Consider the following 22,050-nt stretch of genomic DNA (forward strand, 5'->3'; position numbering starts at 1 on the left):
CGCCTGTTAACTTCTAATGATGGGTAAAACATGAAAAAAGTATTTGGCTTGGCCGTGGGTGTAGCGTGTCTGGTTGCCAGTGTGGGCGCCTATGCTACAAACAACCCGACCGGCAACCTGATCGTCAAGGGCACCATCACTCCGGCAGCTTGCAGTATCAGCGTGACCGCCGGCGGGGTTATTGACTATGGCACGATTCGCGCCGCCGAATTGTCCCGGACGAATTTCAACCCGCGTGAGGAGCGCTCCACAGCGCTGGTCGTCAATTGCGGTCAAACGCCTGCGAGGTTTGGCTTGACGGTGACTGACTTGCGAGCCTTCAGTAAAGTCCCCGGCATATTGGGCGCAAACTATACCGAGGCCCAGAACTTTGGCCTGGGCGCGCCCGGTGGCAAGCGCACCGGCGGCTATTCGGTCACCCTCAGGAACTTGACGTCCAGCGGACAGGCGCTTTGGCCGATCGTACGCTCGAGCACGACAGCTGCCTGGCAAGCCAGCGACGGCAAGGTGACCCAGGCGCCCAGTCAGCACTCCTGGCGTAACGGCGCACCCTATGCGCCAGCGGCGATCTCCCAGCTCTCCGGTGTTATTGCCGTTAAAGCTGTGATCAATCGCGCGGCTGACCTGAACCTCACCGGTAATGTGACACTGGATGGTCACGCGACCCTGGTGCTGAATTACATCTAAGCCTTTTGAATGACAGTCGATGCGAGGCAGAGGTCGTCAGCATGCCCCTGGTTTGTTATCGGCTGTTTTTACATGGCTGGGAGATTACAAGTGTTTATTTATTTGTAAGTGTTCCAGGGAGAACTCGGTGATCGGTCTTTCAAGAATAATTGTTTCTATATCGTGCTGTATGGCGTTGCTATTGTACGGCACAGCCTATGCCGACGGTATGTTGCCTGAAACCACGGTTGTCATTCTTTATGAGGAAAATGGCGAAGCCACGATTAATATCAAAAACACCGATCCAACTCCCGCATTACTGCACTCCGTCATTGAAAACGTGCCCGAGGATCTTGAAACCCTGTTGATTGTCACCCCGCCCATTGCTCGCGTGGAGCCAGAGGAGACGCAACTGGTTCGGTTTATCAGTACCTTGAAGACACCGCTCAAGACTCAGCGTCTCAAACGTGTGTCCTTTGAGGGTATTCCCCAGGCGCGTGAACCCGGTGGTGCGACCATTGGTATCACCCTGCGTCAAAACTTGCCGTTGATCCTGCACCCGGCAGGTTTGCCCCGGCACGAGGCACCCTGGGAACTGCTTAAGTGGAAGCGCCAGGGTGATCGCTTGAGCGTACATAACGACAGTGCCTATGTGGTGCGGATGGGGTTGGAGGTACAGCTTAATCCGCTGAAGCAAATCGGCTTGCTGCCCCGCACTTATATCCTGCCCGGCGAGGTGTTGACGCTCAAGACCGAGGGGCCGGTGAGCGAGGTGACCTCGGTGCGGCTACAGCCGGCCACGGTGTTTGGTTTTGCCGTCGATGATTACCAGGCAGATGTACTGGGCCATGAGGGTTAATCAGTCGCTACCCAGCCCGGCAGGCCGCCGCTCAGGGCTTTTCTTGGGGTTGGCCGCCTTGTGGGGTGCCCCCGGTTTTGCTTGGGCGGGCGAGTTGGGGGAGGGCTTTGATCTGGCTGTCTTGGCCAGCTATGGCATCGATCCGAAGGTTTCCGACTACTTTCGCAGTGCGGCGCGGTTTCGTGAGGGCATGCAGGTAGTGGGACTGCGCGTCAACGGAAACTCCCTGGGTCTGGTCGAGGCCCGTTTCGATTATCAGGGACAGCTGTGCTTTACCCAGGGTCTGCTTGAAAAAGCCGGACTCAAAGTACCCGCCGCAATCGTGCAATCGGGCATTTCGGCCGATCAGGCGTGTCACGATTTCATGGGTGAGTTCCCCGCGACCATCGTCAGGCTGCAGCCGGGCAGAGAAGAGGTTGCTCTGGTCGTGCCTACCCAGTCCCTGCGTGAGGCTGAATGGGAAGCGGGGAGTTTTTCCGAGGGCGGTGCGGCAGCGTTGTTCAACTACGATGTGCTCGGGTTTCAGACCCAGGCGCGCAGTGGCCCCAGCCGGTTCGTTTCGGCTTACACTGAGGCGGGATTCAATCTGGGTAATTGGGTGGTCCGCAGTCGGCAGTTCTTCATCTCTGATAACGGTAAAAGTCGCAGCGAACATGTGCAGGCCTACGCCCAGCGTGACATTGCCGCGTTGCGCTCGACGTTCCAGGTGGGCCAGATCTCTACCCAAAGTCCGGTGTTCGGTGGGGTTCAGCTGTCGGGCTTTCAGCTGTTTCCGGATGGCGTATCGCGCACCGGCGCCAGTAATGGCGTGGTGGTGGAGGGGGTGGCCCACAGCCAGGCGCGTGTCGAGGTGCGCCAGTCCGGCGCGCTGATTCATACCACGTTGGTGCCTGAGGGGCCGTTCAGCCTGACTGGCTTGCCCTTGCTCAATGGCACCAGCGACCTGGAAGTCAGCGTTATCGGCACCCGGGGGGGCACTCGCAGTTTCGTGGTGCCGGCGGCCTCCTTCAGTGCGGCCATTGGCGTAACTCCGGGTTTTGACTTCGCCCTTGGCAAGGTGCGCGAACAACTAAGTGATGGTCGCGAGGCGCCGACTGTCGCCATGGGCAGTGGCACCTGGGGGCTGGGCAGGCAGTCATCCCTTGGGTTTGGTTTATTGAGCACCGATGAGTATCACTCGGCCGGTGGCACCTTTAGCAGCGTGTTTTTCCAGCGGGTGACTGTCAGTGCCCGGCATAACCTCTCGCGCGATGGCGAGGTGGGTGTGGACGGCGGCCGCAGCTCCCTGTCCCTGAGCAGCCCGTTGGTGGCGGGTATTGAGATGAGCCTGAGCGCGACGACCCAAAGCCAAGGCTATCGGGATGTCCTCGAAGCGGGCCGGCGCTTGAAAAAAGATGAGCTGCAGACTCGCTTCCAGAATCAGTACACGGCGGGCCTCAGTTGGGCTGACCCGACCCTGGGGGCCTTTGCGGTTAACTACGCACGCAGTACCCAGTTTGATGGTCAGCTTGCCGAAAATGTATTTGCCTCGTGGAGCAAGGGTTTCAGGCAGGTCGATGTGGCGTTGATCGCCGACTCGCAGGTGGGCGCATCGCGGCGGCGCAAGACCGCAAGCCGTGAGCGGGGTATGCGTGATGAGGTATCGCCGGAAGGGGTGTCCTTGCGCCTGCAGGTCACGGTGCCCTTTGGTGACGATCGCCGCCTGACATCCTACGCCAGTCGCCGCAATGGCCGCGCCGATATGGGCACGGCGTTGTCCGAACGGGTCAATGAATATGTGAACTACGAAGTGGGCGTTGAGCGGGATCTGCAGGACCGCCAGCAAGCGGTGCGCGCAAACGTCGATGTGATACCGCGTTATACCCGGGTTGGCCTGGGCATGAATCGCACGCCCACGAGCACCAGCTATAACGGGCAACTGCAAGGCGCCGTGGTCGCTCACGAACGCGGCCTGACCTTTTCTCCCTATAAGGTGCAGGACACCTTCGGTGTTCTATCGGTGGGCGATGTGTCGGCGGCCAAGGTCTCGACCCCACAAGGCCCGGTGTGGACGGACTACCGTGGGCATGCAGTGATACCCGGCTTGCCGGCTTACACCACCAGCCGTCTGGAAGTGCAGACCCAGTCCTTGCCCAAGCGGGTCGATCTCAAGAACGGCACCAAAATCCTCGCCGCTGGGCGCGGGTCATTCAATACCGTGGATTTCCAGGTGGTGAATGTTCGTCGGGTATTGCTTGAAGTCCGCGATGACCAAGGTGCGCCTCTGCCCCAGGGCTCTGCGGTGTTTGGCCCGGACAATACCTACCTGACCAATGTGGTGGGCGAGGGCCTGATCTTTTTGAACAATATGGATGACGGGCAAATCCTCAGCGTTTCGCCGCCGGGCTCTACGCGCGCGTGTTTGCTGCATCTGAACCTTGAGTCGCAACCCCAAGAGGACAAGCTCTATGAAACGGCTTCGGCGGTCTGTCGTGCCCAGTAAAACCGTACAGCACCCCGTCCGCCGAATGTGCCTGGGGCTTGGCTTGTTGTTCATGCTCTCGATAGCTGCCCAGGATGCTTCGGCGAATGATTGTCGCCTCTCGATCAGCCAGCCCAGGGTCGACTACGGCATGCTCAGGCGCGCAGAACTGCTGGATGAGCAGATCAGCAACCAGCCGGTTATTTTGGGCAAACGTACCCTGCAACTGAGCGTCGTGTGTGCCGAACCCGGGGTTGTCGCCCTGCGCTTTACCGGCGTACCGGCAGGGACGCAAGGCTTTCGATTCGGGCGCCAGGGCAGTTTCACCCTGGCCCTCAAACATGCCTTGGTCGATGGTCGCGCTGTCGAACTTTACTCGATGCAATCAACAGACACGTCTGCCCTGGGGCATTTACTGCCCGGCCAGGTATTGATTGCCAAAGCCGGGGGGGTGCCGCTGACCGGCACACGCTTTTCAGCGCAAGTGGAGATCGACACTTACCTGCCGCCCGATGCCTTTTCGGTGCGCCACGAGACCGTCTTCGAAGGTCAGGGGCACTTTGAATGGTTGCCTGGCGGCTGACCGGTCAGCCCGGTTGTTCCACCGAGCCAATGAAATTGGCGAATTCCGGCGTCTTCGGGTTTGCGAACAAGGTCTTGGGGTCGCCCACTTCATGCACCTTGCCCTGATGCATGAACACCAGCTTGTCCCCGACTTCCCGCGCAAAGCGCATTTCGTGGGTCACCATGATCAGGGTCATGCCGTCCTTGGCCAGTTGGCGCACCACACTGAGCACTTCATTGACCAGCTCCGGGTCCAGCGCCGAGGTGATTTCATCGCACAGCAGCACCTTGGGCGACATGGCCAGCGCGCGGGCAATGGCCACCCGTTGCTGCTGGCCGCCGGACAGGCGATCAGGGAAAGCGTCAAACTTTTCCCCCAGCCCGACCCGCTCCAGCATCTGCCGGGCAAGCTGGGCGGCCTTGGCCTTGGGCACTTTCTGCACCACTTGTGGCGCGAGCATGACGTTCTCTCCCACGGTCAGGTGTGGGAACAGGTTGAACTGCTGGAACACCATCCCGACTTTCTGCCGCAGGCTGCGCAGGTCGGCGCGGGCGGCGTCGAGGTATTCACCATCGACTTCAATCACGCCGTCGTTGATCGATTCCAGACCGTTGAGGGTCCGCAGCAAAGTGGACTTGCCTGAGCCGCTGCGGCCGATAATCGCCACCACTTGGCCTTCTTCAACGGTCAGGTCGATGCCTTTGAGGACGTGGTGATCGCCGTAGTACTTATGCAGGGCGGAAATTCTAAGCAGAGGCATGCAGTCTCCTTTCCAGGTAGCGCGCACTGAGGGACAAGGGGTAGCAGAGCAGGAAGTAACCGAGGGCCACCAGGCCGTAGACCATAAAGGGCTCGAAGGTAGCGTTGGCGAGCATGCCGCCGGTTTTGGTCAGTTCGGTAAAACCGATGATCGAGGTCACGGCGGTGCCTTTGACCACCTGCACCGAGAAGCCCACGGTGGGCGCCACGGCAATGCGCAGGGCTTGCGGCAGGATCACGTAGCGCAGTTGTTCAAGCGGGTTAAGCGCCAGGCTGGCCGATGCTTCCCATTGCCCGTGGGCAATCGATTCGACGCAGCCGCGCCAGATCTCGGCCAGGTAAGCACTGGTGAACAGGGTCAAGGCAATCGCCGCCGCCAGCCAGGGCGAGATATCCACACCCAGCAGCGCAATGCCGAAAAACACCAGGAACAGCTGCATCAGCAGCGGCGTGCCCTGGAACAGCTCGATATAGGTGCGCGCGACATTGCGCGGGAAGGCTTTACGGCTGATGCGCAGGGTCATCACCAACAACCCGATGACGCCGCCGCCGACAAAGGCCACCAGCGACAGCAGCAAGGTCCATTGCAGGCCGGTGGCGAGGTTGCGCACGATGTCCCAGAAGGAGAAATCACTCATCGGCTGTTCCTCATTACGTAGCGACGGCCGATCCAGTTGAGCAACTGGCGAATCATCAGCGCCATGCACAGGTACACCAGAGTGGTCAGTGCATAGGTTTCGAAGGCACGGAAGTTGCGCGACTGGATGAAGTTGGCGGCAAAGCTCAGCTCTTCGGTGGCGATCTGTGAACACACCGCCGAGCCGAGCATCACGATGATGATCTGGCTGCTCAAGGCCGGCCACACCTTGCCCAGTGCCGGCAGCAGCACCACATGGCGGAACGCCTCGAAACGCGTCATCGCCAATGCCGCTGCGGCTTCCAGCTGGCCGCTTGGGACTGCCTGGATGCCGGCGCGAATGATCTCGGTGGAGTACGCCCCCAGGTTGATCACCATCGCCAGTACGGCGGCTTGCCACTCGGTGATTTTCAGCCCCAGGGACGGCAGGCCGAAGAAGATGAAGAACAACTGCACCAGAAACGGCGTGTTGCGGATCAACTCGACATACACCCCGAAGATCCAGGAAAACGGCTGGATCTTCCATGCCCGCACCACGGCGCCGACGGTGCCCAAGGCCACCCCGAGGATCGTGCCGATAGCCGTCAGCTCAAGGGTGAACAGCGCGCCGCGTAGCAGCAGGTCGGTATTGGCCAGCACCGGCACAAAGTCAAATTGATACGCCATGAATCAGCTCCGCATTACAGATCGGCAGGCAGTGGTTCTTTAAGCCACTGCATCGCGTTCTTTTCCAGGCTGCCATCGGCCTTGGCCGCGACCAGGATCTGGTTGACCTTCTCCAGCAGCGCCGGCTCGTTTTTGTTTACGCCCACGTACACCGGCGAATCCTTGAGTTTCACCTTCAGCGCCAGCCCGCGTTTGTTGCTGCGCTCGCTGATCGCGACCATCACCACGTTGCCGCTGGCGATCAGGTCGACCTGGCCGGCCAGGTAGGCGGCGATCGTGGAGTTGTTGTCTTCGAAGCGCTTGATCGTGGCTTCCTTGGGCGCCACGGCGGTCAGCTCGATGTCTTCGATGGCGCCGCGCGTCACGCTGATGGTCTTGCCCTTGAGGTCATCGGTGGTGTGGATGGCCGCATCAGGCGGGCCGAACACGGCCAGGTAGAACGGCGCGTAGGCCTTGGAGAAGTCGATGACCTTTTCGCGCTCGGCATTCTTGCCCAGGCTGGAAATCACCAGATCGACCTTGCCGGTAGTGAGGAACGGGATACGGTTGGTGCTGTTGACCGGGGTCAGCTCCAGCTTGACCTTGAGCCGGTCGGCCAGCAGCTTGGCGGTGTCGATGTCCAGGCCACGGGGTTTCATGTCCGGGCCAACCGAGCCGAACGGCGGGAAGTCCTGGGGCACGGCCACCTTGAGGGTGCCACGGGCGACGATATCGTCCAGACCGTTGGCATGGGCGGGCGCCTGGCTCAGCATCAGGCTGGCAAACAGGGCAGTGAGCAGGGCGCTGTAGCGCTTGGTCATGGCAACTCTCCGGAGAAGGGCGCGGGAATATTCTGTTTCGAGCCATTGCACGGCCCATGCCATCACCGCATCAATGGCCTGGAACGCCGGGATTTGTTGAGGTCTGGTGGTCTTACTGGTCTGAACAGTGCGCAGGGTTTTCGCACCTTTTTCGAGCGTCGATAAAACCCCGCGAGCCCCTTTGGGGCGTGGCTTGCCGCCGGCTGCGAATAGCTTTACAACTAGCCGCTCCGTTGACTGCAACCTTGAGTTTTTTATGAATTCCATCGCCCAAGCCGTACCGGAAGCGGCCCTGCAGGCCATCCGTAAACTGATCAAGGAACAGGGCTTTGCCGCGGGTGACGCGTTGCCGTCCCAGCGCGACCTGGCGGTACAGTTGGGCGTGAGTCGGGCGTCGTTGCGCGAGGCGTTGTCGTCTTTAAGTGCTCTGGGCGTGGTGAGTGTGCAGCCGGGTAAAGGCGTGTTTGTGCAAGAGGTGCAAGAGGCGCCGGGGTTTGCCTGGCCCTTCGCCGCCCAGGCCACGCCGCTGGATATCTTCCAGTTGCGCTACGCCCTGGAAGGGTTTGCTGCGGGGTTGGCGGCGGTAACATTGAGCCCCGATGAGCTGGACAGCCTGCAAGACAATGTCGAGGCCATGCGCAAAGTACTCAAGGCCGGCGACTTCGAAGCCGCTGCCCGCTTGGACTTCGAGTTTCATCAACGGATCCTGCTGGCCAGCGGTAACCAGGCGATGGTGAGCATCCTGAGTGCCAGTGCCGAGGTGTTCCTGGAGAGCCAGAAGCTACCGTTCATCCGGCCGGAACGGGCCATGGAGACCTGGCAAGAACACCGCAGGATCCTGCGTGCCCTGGCCCGGCGCGCCAGTGCGGCGGCGCAGAAAACCATGCAGGAACACGTGCGCAATGCGGCGTTGCGTACAGGCATCGCCTTCGTGACTGCCGTGACGCCGTGAGTGAGCTATACCCAAACTCATGCGGCGCCATAGCAAGACTCAATCAGAGGCGGCTTCCTGAACGGGGGAAGGGCGGCTATGATGGGCCACGTTTTTTTTGCTTACAATCCGGAGACATCCATGAGCAACGATCTTATCAAGCACGTCACCGACGCGACCTTTGAGGCCGAAGTACTCAAGGCTCAAGGCCCGGTACTGGTTGACTACTGGGCTGAATGGTGTGGCCCTTGCAAAATGATCGCCCCTGTTCTGGACGACATTGCGACCACTTACGAAGGCAAGCTGACCATTGCCAAGCTGAACATCGACGACAACCAGGAAACCCCGGCCAAGCACGGCGTGCGTGGTATCCCGACCCTGATGCTGTTCAAGAACGGCAACGTCGAAGCCACTAAAGTGGGCGCGCTGTCGAAGTCCCAGCTGCAAGCTTTCCTCGACGCGAACATCTAAGCGTCGTCAAAAAAGCCCCGCAAAATAGCGGGGCTTTTTCGTGAAACAGGGCTAGACGCTCCGAAATTCAGGTGGTACATTCGGCCCCGCACTGGTTTCTCCACTGCCCCCTGCAAGCCGTCGCCGACGCATTCCTTTTCGATTAGTACGCGATCCTGTCGCCTTCTCTGCGGCGCGGCCTCATTAAGCCAAAAGCTTAATTTCCCCCCCTCCATAAATGATTACGTCATTCCTATATGAATCTGACTGAACTCAAGCAAAAGCCGATTACCGACCTGCTCCAACTGGCCGAAGAAATGGGCATAGAAAATATGGCCCGTTCGCGCAAGCAGGACGTGATTTTCTCCCTGCTCAAAAAGCACGCGAAAAGCGGCGAGGAAATCTCCGGTGATGGCGTGCTGGAGATTCTCCAGGACGGCTTCGGCTTCCTCCGCTCTGCAGACGCTTCCTATCTTGCCGGCCCAGACGATATCTACGTCTCGCCGAGCCAGATCCGTCGCTTCAACTTGCGCACCGGTGACACCATCGTTGGCAAGATCCGTCCTCCGAAGGAAGGCGAGCGTTATTTCGCCCTGCTCAAGGTCGACACGATCAACTTCGATCGTCCTGAGAACGCGAAGAACAAGATTCTCTTCGAGAACCTGACGCCGCTGTTCCCGACCGTGCGCATGAAGATGGAAGCCGGTAACGGTTCCACCGAAGACTTGACCGGTCGTGTCATCGACCTGTGCGCGCCGATCGGCAAAGGCCAGCGCGGCCTGATCGTCGCACCGCCGAAAGCCGGTAAGACCATCATGCTGCAGAACATTGCAGCGAACATCGCGCGTAACAACCCGGAAGTTCACCTGATCGTATTGCTGATCGATGAGCGCCCGGAGGAAGTGACCGAAATGCAGCGCACCGTGCGCGGCGAAGTGGTTGCCTCGACGTTCGATGAGCCGCCAACCCGCCACGTGCAGGTTGCCGAAATGGTGATCGAGAAGGCCAAGCGCCTGGTTGAACACAAGAAAGACGTGGTCATCCTGCTCGACTCCATCACCCGTCTGGCGCGTGCCTACAACACCGTGATCCCAAGCTCCGGCAAGGTCCTCACCGGTGGTGTCGATGCCCACGCCCTGGAGAAACCAAAGCGTTTCTTCGGTGCTGCGCGCAACATCGAAGAAGGCGGCTCGCTGACCATTATCGCCACCGCGCTGGTTGAAACCGGCTCGAAGATGGACGAAGTGATCTACGAAGAGTTCAAGGGTACCGGCAACATGGAACTGCCCCTGGACCGTCGCATCGCTGAAAAGCGTGTGTTCCCAGCGATCAACATCAACCGCTCCGGCACCCGCCGTGAAGAGTTGCTGACCGCCGACGACGAACTGCAGCGCATGTGGATCCTGCGCAAGCTGCTGCACCCGATGGACGAAGTAGCCGCCATCGAGTTCCTGATCGACAAGCTGAAAACCACCAAGACCAACGACGAGTTCTTCCTGTCGATGAAGCGTAAGTAATACGACGCTTCAGGTCCAAAAAATGGCGCCCTTCGGGGCGCCATTTTTTTTGCATCGGAAAAGTGAGATTTGTGCGGTAATAGTGTCAGTTAAGAAACAAAAAGGCTGAGCGTGGCTACGCTCATCTCCATTCGAATCAGGCTGATCTACGATTTATGACCGCTCTTGCTTACCGAAGAGACATTGATGGCCTGCGCGCCATTGCTGTCCTCGCTGTCGTGCTGTTCCATTTTGGTGTTCCTGGTATTACTGGCGGTTTTGTCGGCGTTGATGTGTTCTTCGTGATTTCAGGCTTCCTGATCACCTCGATCATCTGGCGCGAGCGTGAAGCTGGGCGTTTCAGCTTTGTCGATTTTTGGGCGCGACGGGCACGGCGTATCCTGCCTGCGTTGCTTGTGATGATGTTCACCTCGTTGGTGGCCGGCTGGTTCCTGATGGCGCCCAAAGATTACTCAGAGCTTGGGCGCTCGATACACAATCAGGTTATTTTCATCTCCAATCTGTTCTTCATGCGTCAGGATGGCTACTTCGACACGGCCTCCGATATGAAGCCGATGTTGCACACCTGGTCGCTCTCGGTTGAAGAGCAGTTCTACATCGCCTTTCCACTCTTGCTGGCGCTGTTGTCGAGCCGGCTGAAGCAGTGGCGCAGCGCTTTGTTTGTGTTGCTGCTGGTGTCGTTTGCGGCGAGCGTGTGGGCCGTGGCCCATGAGCCGGACAAGGCGTTCTTCCTGCTGCCCATGCGTGCCTGGGAATTGCTGGCCGGGTCCATGTTGGCGGTGATGCCGGCGCGGGCAGGGCGGGTAAGTCCGCTGTTGGCGCAAACGGTCAGTCTGTTCAGCCTGGGCCTGATTCTGGTGGCGGTATTGGGTTATGACGCCAGCACTGCGTTCCCTGGCGCTGCGGCCTTGTTGCCGGTATTGGGCGTGGTGGGGTTGATTTGGGCCAACGGCCAACACGCCACCTGGGTCGGGCGCTTGCTGGGCAGTCGTGTGCTGGTCGGGATTGGGCTGATTTCCTATTCGTGGTACCTGTGGCACTGGCCGGTGCTGGTGTTTGGCAAGTACGCGAGTATTTTTGGCCTGTCGTCCTGGGCGCTGGCGGGTCTGTTCGTCTTGAGCCTGGTGTTGGGTTACCTGTCCTGGCGGTTCGTCGAGGGGCCGTTTCGTGAGCGGCGCCTGCTGGCGGGTCGTCGGGCGATCCTGATCGCGGGCCTTGTCGGGCTCGCCGGCCTGGGCCTGATCGGCAAAGGCCTGGTGTGGTCGGATGGGTTTGCATCGCGGCTGTCGCCCCAGGCGTTGCAATTTGCCCAGGCGCATACCTGGAGCCCTACGCTCATGAGCTGCCTGTCGGATGACAAGAAAGACCCACACCGCAAACTTTGCCACTTTGGCCCGCAGGCCAGTGCTGCCCGCGCATTGGTCTGGGGCGACAGCCATGCCTCGGCACTCATTCCTGCGTTGAATGACGGCTCACGCAAGTACGACTTCGGCATCACCCAGGCCGGTTACGCCGGGTGCCTGCCGTTCGACCGCAAAGAAAACACCCCGGGCTGCCGAGCGTTCAACGAGCGTGTCACCCAGTTATTGAGCAAGGAACCGTTCAGTGATGTGGTGCTGGTAGCCCGCTGGAGCCTTTACGTCTATGGCCAGCGCTCCGGCGACACCGGCGCCTCCCTTCATGACCCGCAGACGGGCAAGTATGACCGCGCCGTCGCTGAACGACTGTTTGCCGAGGGTGTGAGTGCGCTGGTGCAGCAACTGCGTGCCAGCGGGCACAGGGTGTGGCTGGTCAAGGAGGTGCCGTTGCAGGCGTTCAACGTGCCTTACCGGCTCAGCCGCCTGGCGATGCTGGGGCGCCCGACCGACCGCGAAGGTTTGCCCCTGGCCGAGCACGTCGAGCGCCAAGCCTTCATCAGCAGCGTGTTTGAGCGCATCGCTGCGGCTGACCCCGGTGTCCAGCTCATGGACCCGGCGCCCAAGCTGTGCGAGACGAACGGCTGGTGCCGGGTCGAGCGCGATGGCCAGTCGCTGTATACCGATGACAACCACCTCTCAGCCGTGGGCACGCGTTATGTGGAAGGGTTCCTTGAGCCCTTCTTCCACGCCATGCGTAATGAGGCCGTTGAGTCGGGTGTGAGTCGCAATGACGTGCAATAAGCTGCCAGCGCTCTTAAGAGCAGGTAGGATGTACGCCTATTTTACGGGTGGCATGGTTAATGAAATTCAAGGATCTTCGGGATTTCGTGCAGCAACTTGAGCAGCGCGGAGAGTTGAAACGTATCCAGGTGCCGATTTCCCCGGTGCTGGAAATGACTGAGATTTGCGACCGTACCTTGCGCAACAAGGGCCCGGCGCTGCTGTTCGAAAACCCGACCGGCTTTGATATCCCGGTGCTCGGCAACCTGTTCGGCACGCCCGACCGCGTTGCGTTTGGCATGGGCGCCGAGTCGGTCAGCGAGCTGCGCGAGATCGGCAAGCTGCTGGCCTTCCTCAAGGAGCCCGAGCCACCCAAGGGCTTGAAGGACGCCTGGTCGAAGCTGCCGATCTTTCGCAAGATCATTGCCATGGCGCCCAAAGTGGTCAAGGACGCGGTGTGCCAGGAAGTGGTCATCGAAGGCGATGACGTCGACCTGGCCATGTTGCCGGTGCAGACCTGCTGGCCGGGCGACGTCGGCCCGCTGATCACCTGGGGCCTGACCGTCACCAAAGGCCCGAACAAGGATCGCCAGAACCTGGGGATCTACCGTCAGCAAGTGATCGGCCGCAACAAGGTGATCATGCGCTGGCTGAGTCACCGTGGCGGCGCGCTGGACTTCCGTGAGTGGTGCGAAAAACACCCTGGCAAGCCGTTCCCTGTGTCCGTGGCCCTGGGCGCCGACCCGGCGACCATCCTCGGTGCCGTGACGCCGGTACCCGACAGCCTGTCCGAATATGCCTTCGCCGGCCTGCTGCGCGGCAACCGCACCGAGCTGGTGAAGTGCCGTGGCAACGACCTGCAAGTGCCGGCCACCGCCGAAATCATCCTCGAAGGCGTGATTCATCCGGGCGAAATGGCCGATGAAGGCCCTTACGGCGACCACACCGGCTACTACAACGAAGTCGACAGCTTCCCGGTGTTCACCGTCGAGCGCATCACCCACCGGATCAAACCGATCTACCACAGCACCTACACCGGCCGTCCGCCGGATGAGCCCGCCATTCTCGGTGTGGCGCTCAACGAAGTGTTCGTGCCGATCCTGCAAAAGCAGTTCCCGGAAATCACCGACTTCTACCTGCCGCCCGAGGGCTGCTCGTACCGCATGGCCATCGTGACCATGAAGAAGTCGTACCCAGGCCATGCCAAGCGGGTAATGCTCGGTGTGTGGTCGTTTTTGCGACAGTTCATGTACACCAAGTTCGTTATCGTCACCGACGACGACATCAATGCGCGGGACTGGAACGACGTGATCTGGGCCATTACCACGCGCATGGACCCTAAGCGCGACACGGTGATGATCGATAACACGCCGATCGACTACCTCGACTTTGCTTCGCCGGTATCGGGCCTGGGCTCGAAGATGGGCCTGGATGCCACCCACAAATGGCCGGGTGAGACTACCCGCGAATGGGGCCGGGTGATCGTCAAGGATGACGCTGTGACCGCACGTGTTGATGCGATCTGGAAAGAATTGGGAATAGATTGATGCGTGTAACCCTGCAACCTTCCGGCGCCGTATTGGAGCTGGTCCCTGGCGAGCGAATCCTCGAAGGCGCGCGCCGCCTGGGCTACGAGTGCCCACAGGCGTGTCGCAATGGCGTGTGCCATGTGTGTGCCGCGCTGCTGGTGGAAGGCCGGGTGCGGCAAGCCGGTGAGGTGCGTGACCATGGTGAGTTCTACACCTGCATCGCCGAACCGCTGGAAGATTGCATTGTGTTATGGGATGGCGTGCTGGCGCCGGGAGAGTTGCCGTTGCGCAAGTTGTCGTGCCAATTAAGTGAATGCGTGGAGGTCGGTGGCGATGTATGGCGCGTGCGCCTGCGCGCGCCGGCCGGCAAGGCGGTGCGTTACCACGCCGGGCAATACCTGATGATCGAGCGCGACAATGGCGATAAATCGGCGTTTTCCCTGGCCTCGGCGCCTCATGCCGGGCGCGAGCTGGAACTGCATGTGCTGGTGCGCGAGGACAGTGCGCGTAATCTGATCGAGCAGTTGCAACGTAACCAGATGGCCCGTGTTGAACTGCCGTTTGGTGATACTCACTTGGCCGAACTACCGGACGGGCCGCTGGTGCTGATCGCCGCCGGCACCGGCATGGCGCAGATGCACAGCCTGATCGAGCATTGCCGCGCCTCGGGTTTCAAGCACCCTGTGCACCTGTATTGGGGCGTGCGCCGCCCGGAAGACTTCTACGAGATTGAACACTGGGAGCAATGGCAGCAACTGCCCAACCTGTTCCTGCACAAAGTGGTCAGTGACCTGTGCGGTTGGGAAGGGCGCTGCGGGCTGCTGCATGAGGCTGTGTGTGAAGACATCAGCGACCTCAAGGCGGTGCACGTCTACGCCAGTGGTTCTCCGGCGATGATCTACGGCACGCTGGACGCATTGGTGGACGCCGGCATGGATGCACACCAGATGCGTGCCGATGTGTTCGCCTACGCGCCGCGCCCTTGAAGCCTTGAGCTGAACCAGTGTGGGAGCTGGCTTGCCTGCGATAGCGGTGGGTCAGCTAACACACCTGCAGCTGATACACCGCTATCGCAGGCAAGCCAGCTCCCACACAGCTATGCGGTTTTCTTAGAAACGCACGCCTGCCGTCAGCATCGCCGCATTGAACCCCAGCAACACCAATTCGCTGGCCACCGGGCCGAAGTGAACCCCCACTGACGGAATGATCGCCGGTGCCACGCCATAACGGTTGAGCGGGATTTTGTCGCGGTACTTACCGCGATAGCCCTGTAGCGCGCCTGCGGTCACCTTCATATAGAACGGCGAGTCGCCAATATCGTAGCGCTTGCCGGCGTAGACGTAATACGAGCGCTGGCTGAACGAGTTGCGAAACGTCGCCCCGCCATACACCAACCCCGACGCCTCGTTACGTTCCAGGTTGATCAAATCCTGATTGTTATTGTGCTTTGGGTCCGGAGAAAAATGGCGGGTGTAGACACTGGTCTGGGCGTACCAGAAACCTTTGTTGTCATTGGCGGCGGCCTCGGAAGCCAGAGCAGTGGTGGTTTGCAGCAAAAGCAGCAGACCTGAAAACAGGTATTTCATGGTTCGACCTCGATAGTCGTTTGAAGAGGCGGCTAATGTGGGTCGCTAAACATCTGCAGTTTGGCGGCTTGTGTTGGGCATGACCTGAACCAGCGCTGAAAACACGGCCGCCTATGCTTATGCAATTAAGATATTTTAAATGTAGGAATAATCTAATTAGGCTATAAGCCAACGGACTACCGCCTTATCGTCAACAACCAGTAACTGACCGCTACCGCCCGCCAGCCGGACCGATCGTGTGAACTCAGAGCATTGAAGCTTTGATTTTTTGATTGCCAGGTTTGAGTGGCAGGGGAGCGGTATGGGGAGTTACAAGAAACATGCGTACACAGCTATTTTGTCGGCCAATTTGCTGACTGCTGTGGGATTCAATCCGGTGCGGGCGGACGAAACAGCCGCCGAAGCACCCAAACTCGACACCGTGATTGTCACCGGCACCCGCGCCCAAGAGCGCACCGCCAGTGCTTCGTTGTCGCCCATCGATGTCATTTCCGGTGACACATTGCGCAGCACCGGCTCCGATGAGCTGGGCGCGGTGTTGGCACGTCTGATTCCTTCCATCAACTTCCCGCGGCCCAGCCTGGTGGACGGTGCCGAACTGGTACGCCCGGCGCAGTTGCGCGGCTTGTCGCCGGATCAGGTGTTGGTGCTGGTCAACGGTAAGCGCCGCCACACCAGTGCTTTCGTCAACCTGGGCGGCGCGGTGGGGCGCGGTTCGGCGCCGGCGGATTTGAATGCGATCCCGTTGTCGGCGGTCGACCATATCGAAGTGCTGCGCGATGGCGCGTCGGCGCGCTATGGCTCGGACGCGATTGCCGGGGTGATCAACGTGATCCTCAAGCACGACGACCACGGCGGCTCTGTCTCGACCAAGTTTGGCGAGTACAAGAAGGGTGATGGCATCCAGCGCAACGTCAGCGGCAACAGCGGGTTTGCCTTGGGTGATAACGGCTTTATCAACGTTTCGGGCGAAGGCGCCGACAACGACTACACCAACCGCGCCGGCGACGACTTGCGCCCTGGCAGCGTGGGTTCCACCACCTATGGTCAGCGCGTGTTCCGTCAGGGCGAGCCGGCCACCAATGAAGGCAAATTCCAGTTCAACTCCGAATATTCCTTCAATGATGCAGCCGAGTTCTACACCTTCGGCGGTTACAGCAAGCGCCGTGGCGAAACGGCGGCGTTCTATCGGGCGAGCAATGCGTCCAACAACATCCCGGCGCTCAACCCCAATGGCTACCTGCCGCTGATCAAGGGCAATCTGGAAGACACGTCCTTGGTGGTCGGCCTGCGCGGCTTGCTGGCCTACGATTGGCACTACGACCTGTCGGCCAACTACGGCAAGAACCAGTACGAACTGGGCACCGAAACCATCAACACTTCACTCGGCCTGGCCACGCCACGCAAATTTAACAACGGCACCCTGAGCAACGATCAACGCCAGGTCAGCCTGGACCTGTCCCGTGAGTTCGACGTGGGCTTTTTGCCGTACCCGGTGTCGGTGGCCTTTGGCGGCGAATACCTGCGCCAGGGTTATCAAATTGAAGCGGGCGAACCGGCGTCCTACTACCAGACCGGCAGTTCGGGCCTGGGTGGGTTCCGTGATGCCGACGCCGGCAGCACCTCGCGGCACAACTGGGCTCAGTACCTGGACCTGGAAACCAACTTCACCGAAAAACTCAGTGCCTCGGCCGCCGTGCGTCATGAGGACTACAGCGACTTCGGCTCCAATGTCAGCGGCTCCCTGTCGGCGCGTTATGACTTCACCCCGCAAGTGGCCCTGCGTGGCAGCGTTTCCAATGGTTTCCGTGCGCCGTCCCTGGCCCAGCAGAACTTTGCCTACACCTCGTCGCAGCTGATCGGCAACACCCTCCAGGAAGCCGGCACCTTCCCGGCCAACAGCCAGGTCGCCCGGCTGTTGGGCGCCGAAGACCTCAAAGCCGAGAAGTCACGCAACTACAGCCTCGGCCTGGTGCTGGAGCCTGCCGATGACCTGACCGTGACGCTCGACGTGTACCGCATCGACATCCGCGACCGCATCAGCCTGTCGTCCAACCTCAATCTCAACCCGGCCACCATTGCCTATCTGCAGGCTAATGGGGTCGGCAATATCAACTACACCAGCGCCCGTTACTTTACCAACGCCACCGACACCAGCACCGACGGCGTCGACCTGGTGGCCAACTATCGCTACCAATTCGATAACGGTATCCGCTGGAACAGCACCGTGGGCTACAACTACAACCACACCAAAGTGACCGACGTGAAGCCCAACCCGGCGATTCTGGACAGTCTGGGCGCCAACCTGGTGCGGGTAGACCGCCGTGAACGCATCGGTTTGCTGGGTGATACCACGCCGCAACACAAGCTCAGCCTGGGCAACGACTTCACTTACGGCAATTGGGCGCTGCACAGCAACCTGGTGCGCTATGGTGAATTCACCAGCTACCAGGCGGACAAGGTCAATGACCAAACCTTCAAGGCCGCCTGGGTGCTGGACTTGTCGGCAGACTACAAGCTCAAGAACTGGACCTTCACCCTGGGCGGCGACAACATCACCGATAAATACCCGGAGAAGGTCAATGCCTACGCCAGCAGCGGCGGCAACCTCGCCTACAGCACTTTTTCGCCGTACGGTTACAGCGGCGCGTTTTATTACGGTAAAGTTGCTTACAACTGGTAACACGCAGGAGACCTAAGCGATCCGCCATGACCGTTATTGAAACCGATCTGTTGCAATTGGCTTACCCTCCGCGGCTCGATCTGGGGCCGCAACTGACTCACGAGCAATTAATGAGTTCGATGCAGGCCACCATGGCCAGGCATAAGGGCGGGCCGGTCTGGCTATTTGCTTATGGTTCGCTGATCTGGCGTCCCGAATGCTCGTCGACCCAGCGCATGCGCGCACGGGTTCACGGCTACCATCGCGGCCTGTACCTGTGGTCACACGAGCATCGAGGCACGCCGGAGTCGCCGGGGTTGGTGTTCGGCCTGGATCGCGGCGGTTCGTGCAGCGGGTTTGCCTACCGTTTGCCGGAAGACCAGCTTGAGGCCTCGCTTTATGCCTTGTGGCAGCGCGAGATGCCTTACCCGTCATACCGGCCGCACTGGCTCAGTTGCCGCCTGGAAGATGGCAGTCAGGTGCAGGCGCTGGGGTTTGTGTTGGAGCGGCACTTGCCCAGCTATGCCGGCAACCTGCCCGATATCGTGCTTAACCACGTGTTGCAAAGCGCTTGCGGGCGTTACGGCACCACTCGCGATTATGTCGAGCAGACCGTGAACGCCCTGCGTAGCCACGCCATGCCAGATAAAAACCTGGAGGCGCGGCTCAAGCGTTGTGCCAAAGACTGCGGCGCAAATTAACGCGCCGAGCTGACGCTGTTGGTGTGCCACAGTGTTGGGATCAGGAATGCAATCGCCAACAGGCACGCGCCCACCAGCAACACAAAACCACCGTCCCAGCCGAAATGGTCCACGGTGTAGCCCATGGCCGCACTCGCTGCCACCGAACCGCCCAGGTAACCAAACAAGCCGGTGAAGCCTGCGGCCGTGCCCGCGGCTTTTTTCGGCGCCAGTTCCAGCGCCTGCAGGCCGATCAGCATTACCGGGCCGTAGATCAGGAAGCCGATGGAGAACAGTGCAATCATGTCGACCATCGGGTTGCCCGGCGGGTTGAGCCAGTAAACCAGGGTCGCCACGGTGACCAACGCCATGAACACGATGCCGGTCAGGCCACGGTTGCCACGGAAGATTTTGTCCGACATCCAGCCGCACAGCAGCGTGCCGGGAATGCCCGCCCACTCATAGAAGAAGTACGCCCACGAGGTTTTATCCACGTCGAAGTGCTTGGCTTCCTTGAGGTACGTCGGTGCCCAGTCCAGTACGCCGTAGCGCAGCAGGTAGACGAACACGTTGGCGAAGGCGATGTACCACAGCATTTTGTTGCGCAGCACGTACTTGACGAAGATTTCCTTGGCGCTGAACTCGTCTTCGTGGCTGGCGTTGTAGCCTTCCGGGTAGTCGTTCTTGTACTGCTCGATGGGTGGCAGGCCGACCGATTGCGGGGTGTCGCGCATGGTGATGAAGGCAAATGCCGCCACGGCCAATGCCACGGTCGCCGGCACATAGAACGCCGCATGCCAGTCGTTGAACCAGGCCATGCCCAGCAGGAACAGCGGGCCGATCAGGCCGCCGCCGACGTTATGCGCCACGTTCCACACCGACACCACGCCGCCGCGTTCTTTCTGCGACCACCAGTGCACCATGGTGCGCCCACTCGGCGGCCAGCCCATGCCCTGGGCCCAGCCGTTGATGAACAGCAAAATGAACATCATGGTTACGCTGGACGTCGCCCAAGGCGCGAAACCGAAAATGAACATCACCCCGGCCGATATCAACAGGCCAAAGGGCAGGAAGTAGCGCGGGTTGGAGCGGTCGGACACCAGGCCCATCAGGAACTTGGACAAGCCGTAGGCAATCGCGATGGCCGACATGGCCAGGCCCAGCTCGCCACGGGTGTAACCCTCGTCGATCAGATACGGCATGGCCAGCGAGAAGTTTTTACGCAGCAGGTAGTAGCCCGCGTAGCCAAAGAAAATACCGGCGAAGATCTGCCAGCGCAGCCGTCGATAGGTACTGTCTATTTTTTCTTCAGGCAGGGGCGCCTGGTGTGCGGCAGGACGAAAGAAAGCAAACATTCAAGAGCTCCAAATTTCTTGTTTTGACTGCGGATGCGAATGTTACAGTTTCGTTACCGAAAATAGCATCGCCTCTTATCTGCAAACACAGGAAACTGGAGCGATTGCATGTTCTCTTACGAACATGTCGCGAATAGATAAGTGTGGGTCGGTATCGGGTCTTAAGACCGAAGAGATCAACTGTGGGAGCTGACCCACCGCTATCGCAGGCAAGCCAGCTCCCACATGAACCGCATTCAGCGGGTCTGGACCACGATTTTGCCCACAGCCCTGCGTTGCCCCAGGTCATTGATCGCCTGCGCGGCCTGCTCAAGCGGATACACCTGCGACACCAACGGCTTCAACTTGCCCTCGCCATACCAGGTGAACAACTGCTGGAAGTTCGCCGCATTGTCCTGCGGCTGGCGTTGGGCGAACGAACCCCAGAACACCCCGACCACCGACGCGCCCTTGAGCAGCGCGAGGTTCACCGGCAGTTCGGGAATGCGCCCGCTGGCGAAACCCACCACCAGCAGGCGGCCGTTCCAGGCAATGCCGCGCACGGCCTGGTCAAACAGGTCGCCGCCGACGGGGTCGTAGATCACGTCGACACCATTGCCGTCGGTCAGGCGCTTGATTTCATCCTTGAGGCTGGCTTCGCTGTAGTTGATCAGCTCGTCCGCGCCGGCCGCCTTGGCCACGGCGAGTTTGTCGGCGCTGCTGGCGGCGGCAATCACCCGGGCGCCCATGGCTTTGCCGATTTCCACGGCGGCTAGGCCCACACCGCCGGAGGCGCCGAGCACCAGCAGGGTTTCGCCGGGTTGCAGGTTGGCGCGTTGCTTCAGCGCATGCATCGAGGTGCCGTAGGTCATGCTGAAGGCGGCGGCGGTGTTGAAATCCATACTCGGCGGGATCGGCAGCACGTTATAGCCCGGCACCGCGACCTGTTCGGCAAAGCTGCCCCAGCCGGTCAGGGCCATGACCCGGTCGCCGACTTTGAGGTGGCTGACCTTTTCACCCACTTCGCTGACCACCCCCGCCGCTTCGCCACCCGGCGAAAACGGGAAGGGTGGTTTGAACTGGTACTTGCCCTCGATGATCAAGGTGTCCGGGAAATTTACCCCGGCCGCGTGCACGTCCAGCAGGATTTCGTTCTTCTTGATCGCGGGGCTGGCGATCTCTTCCAGCACCAGGGTTTCGGCGGGGCCGAAGGCTTTGCACAGCACAGCTTTCATCGGACTATTCCTTTTGGCGTCGTGGCCGATAAGTGTAGGAGGGTACGCCCGTGGGTCAACGAGCATGCCCGGCCCTGATAAGTCGCCATAAGCTTGTACTCAGCCTTGCTAGCGTTATGCTACCCGGCAACCGAATTCGAGGAATGAACTGTGAAAGCGTGGATCCTGTTGATGCTCGCCCTGACCTTGCCGATGGCAGCCCAGGCCGAAGAAGCGAAAGAAGGCGAGGCGCCGAAGGTCAGCTATATCAGCCTGACCCCACCCTTTGTGGGCAACTACGGCCTGGATGGCACGGCGAAATTGCGGGTCTACAAGGCCGACATCGCCCTGCGCGTGACCGGGCCTGAAGCGGCCGCGGCCGTCAAAGCCAACGACCCGCTGATTCGTAACCAACTGGTGGCACTGTTTACCCAGCAGACCAACGAAGCCATGAGCACGGTCGAGGGCAAAGAAAAACTGCGCCAGGAAGCCCTGAAGCAAACCCAGCAAGTCATGAACGATGAGACTGGCAAGCCGGTGGTCGAAGACCTGCTCTTCAACAACTTGATTATCCAGTAAAGCGGGCGCTTCGCGCC

Annotated in this window: 20 protein-coding genes; 13 read left to right on the top strand and 7 right to left on the bottom strand. The window is 60.1% G+C overall.

Annotated features, from left to right (window positions below; all coding sequences use genetic code 11):
* Positions 1–30: 30 nt before the first annotated feature.
* The 4 genes from BLV67_RS17120 (at position 31) to BLV67_RS17135 (ending at position 4,569) form a co-directional block, all read left to right on the top strand.
* Positions 31–687, top strand: coding sequence for a DUF1120 domain-containing protein (locus BLV67_RS17120; protein ID WP_065931857.1), 657 nt, complete (start codon positions 31–33; stop codon positions 685–687).
* A 127-nt stretch (positions 688–814) separates the two neighbouring features.
* Positions 815–1,525 (top strand): fimbria/pilus chaperone family protein, encoded by a 711-nt coding sequence (locus BLV67_RS17125; RefSeq protein ID WP_256122264.1) that lies wholly within the window; start codon positions 815–817, stop codon positions 1,523–1,525.
* Positions 1,515–4,007 (top strand): fimbria/pilus outer membrane usher protein, encoded by a 2,493-nt coding sequence (locus BLV67_RS17130; RefSeq protein ID WP_069787152.1) that lies wholly within the window; start codon positions 1,515–1,517, stop codon positions 4,005–4,007. The genes BLV67_RS17125 and BLV67_RS17130 overlap by 11 nt, the downstream gene beginning before the upstream one ends.
* Positions 4,008–4,059: 52 nt before the next feature.
* A complete protein-coding gene (locus BLV67_RS17135; RefSeq protein ID WP_341865591.1) occupies positions 4,060–4,569 on the top strand; it encodes a DUF1120 domain-containing protein in 510 nt (169 codons plus the stop codon).
* A 4-nt stretch (positions 4,570–4,573) separates the two neighbouring features.
* On the opposite strand, the gene BLV67_RS17140 is transcribed toward BLV67_RS17135, so the two are convergent.
* From BLV67_RS17140 to BLV67_RS17155, 4 genes are read right to left on the bottom strand one after another with little or no spacing between them, the layout of a single operon-like run.
* Positions 4,574–5,311, bottom strand: a complete 738-nt coding sequence (locus tag BLV67_RS17140) for an amino acid ABC transporter ATP-binding protein (protein ID WP_017135248.1) — start codon at positions 5,309–5,311, stop codon at positions 4,574–4,576.
* Positions 5,298–5,948: an amino acid ABC transporter permease gene (locus BLV67_RS17145; protein ID WP_065931855.1), complete on the bottom strand. Its 651-nt coding sequence runs from the start codon at positions 5,946–5,948 to the stop codon at positions 5,298–5,300. Before BLV67_RS17145 ends, BLV67_RS17140 begins: the two co-directional genes overlap by 14 nt.
* Entirely contained in the window at positions 5,945–6,613 is a 669-nt protein-coding gene (locus tag BLV67_RS17150; RefSeq protein ID WP_056860770.1) for an amino acid ABC transporter permease, read from the bottom strand. The genes BLV67_RS17145 and BLV67_RS17150 overlap by 4 nt, the downstream gene beginning before the upstream one ends.
* 14 nt (positions 6,614–6,627) lie before the next feature.
* Complete coding sequence (locus BLV67_RS17155; protein ID WP_056860769.1) at positions 6,628–7,413, bottom strand: transporter substrate-binding domain-containing protein; 786 nt, start codon at positions 7,411–7,413, stop codon at positions 6,628–6,630.
* A 256-nt stretch (positions 7,414–7,669) separates the two neighbouring features.
* Between BLV67_RS17155 and BLV67_RS17160 the strand changes: the two genes are divergently transcribed.
* From BLV67_RS17160 to BLV67_RS17190, 6 genes are all read left to right on the top strand, one after another.
* Positions 7,670–8,365 carry a FadR/GntR family transcriptional regulator gene (locus BLV67_RS17160; protein ID WP_065931853.1) on the top strand — a complete coding sequence of 232 codons (696 nt, stop codon included), beginning with the start codon at positions 7,670–7,672 and terminating at the stop codon, positions 8,363–8,365.
* A 120-nt stretch (positions 8,366–8,485) separates the two neighbouring features.
* Complete coding sequence (gene trxA / locus BLV67_RS17165; RefSeq protein WP_003213989.1) at positions 8,486–8,815, top strand: thioredoxin TrxA; 330 nt, start codon at positions 8,486–8,488, stop codon at positions 8,813–8,815.
* Positions 8,816–9,051: 236 nt separating this feature from the next.
* On the top strand, positions 9,052–10,311 hold the full coding sequence (gene rho / locus BLV67_RS17175; protein WP_003176825.1) for a transcription termination factor Rho: 1,260 nt from the start codon (positions 9,052–9,054) through the stop codon (positions 10,309–10,311).
* Between the two features lie 155 nt (positions 10,312–10,466).
* Complete coding sequence (locus BLV67_RS17180; protein ID WP_065931852.1) at positions 10,467–12,470, top strand: acyltransferase family protein; 2,004 nt, start codon at positions 10,467–10,469, stop codon at positions 12,468–12,470.
* A 59-nt stretch (positions 12,471–12,529) separates the two neighbouring features.
* On the top strand, positions 12,530–13,996 hold the full coding sequence (gene ubiD / locus BLV67_RS17185) for a 4-hydroxy-3-polyprenylbenzoate decarboxylase (protein WP_069787108.1): 1,467 nt from the start codon (positions 12,530–12,532) through the stop codon (positions 13,994–13,996).
* Positions 13,996–14,964, top strand: coding sequence for a CDP-6-deoxy-delta-3,4-glucoseen reductase (locus BLV67_RS17190; RefSeq protein ID WP_065931850.1), 969 nt, complete (start codon positions 13,996–13,998; stop codon positions 14,962–14,964). Before ubiD ends, BLV67_RS17190 begins: the two co-directional genes overlap by 1 nt.
* A 123-nt stretch (positions 14,965–15,087) precedes the next feature.
* Here BLV67_RS17190 and BLV67_RS17195 read toward each other — a convergent pair whose 3' ends face one another.
* Positions 15,088–15,564, bottom strand: a complete 477-nt coding sequence (locus BLV67_RS17195) for a sn-glycerol-3-phosphate transporter (protein WP_065931849.1) — start codon at positions 15,562–15,564, stop codon at positions 15,088–15,090.
* 301 nt (positions 15,565–15,865) lie between these two features.
* On the opposite strand from BLV67_RS17195, the gene BLV67_RS17200 reads away from it, so the two are divergent.
* Positions 15,866–18,247 carry a TonB-dependent receptor plug domain-containing protein gene (locus BLV67_RS17200; RefSeq protein WP_069787107.1) on the top strand — a complete coding sequence of 794 codons (2,382 nt, stop codon included), beginning with the start codon at positions 15,866–15,868 and terminating at the stop codon, positions 18,245–18,247.
* A 26-nt stretch (positions 18,248–18,273) separates the two neighbouring features.
* A complete protein-coding gene (locus BLV67_RS17205) occupies positions 18,274–18,927 on the top strand; it encodes a gamma-glutamylcyclotransferase (RefSeq protein ID WP_065931847.1) in 654 nt (217 codons plus the stop codon).
* On the opposite strand, the gene glpT is transcribed toward BLV67_RS17205, so the two are convergent.
* On the bottom strand, positions 18,924–20,261 hold the full coding sequence (glpT, locus tag BLV67_RS17210) for a glycerol-3-phosphate transporter (protein ID WP_053258586.1): 1,338 nt from the start codon (positions 20,259–20,261) through the stop codon (positions 18,924–18,926). The two genes, BLV67_RS17205 and glpT, sit on opposite strands and share 4 nt — an antisense overlap.
* Before the next feature lie 236 nt (positions 20,262–20,497).
* Positions 20,498–21,475: an NADPH:quinone oxidoreductase family protein gene (locus BLV67_RS17215; protein WP_065931846.1), complete on the bottom strand. Its 978-nt coding sequence runs from the start codon at positions 21,473–21,475 to the stop codon at positions 20,498–20,500.
* A 150-nt stretch (positions 21,476–21,625) separates the two neighbouring features.
* Between BLV67_RS17215 and BLV67_RS17220 the strand changes: the two genes are divergently transcribed.
* On the top strand, positions 21,626–22,033 hold the full coding sequence (locus BLV67_RS17220) for a flagellar basal body-associated protein FliL (RefSeq protein ID WP_056860760.1): 408 nt from the start codon (positions 21,626–21,628) through the stop codon (positions 22,031–22,033).
* Positions 22,034–22,050: the final 17 nt, after the last annotated feature.

The sequence above is a fragment of the Pseudomonas salomonii genome, from assembly GCF_900107155.1.
Lineage (GTDB): Bacteria > Pseudomonadota > Gammaproteobacteria > Pseudomonadales > Pseudomonadaceae > Aquipseudomonas > Aquipseudomonas salomonii.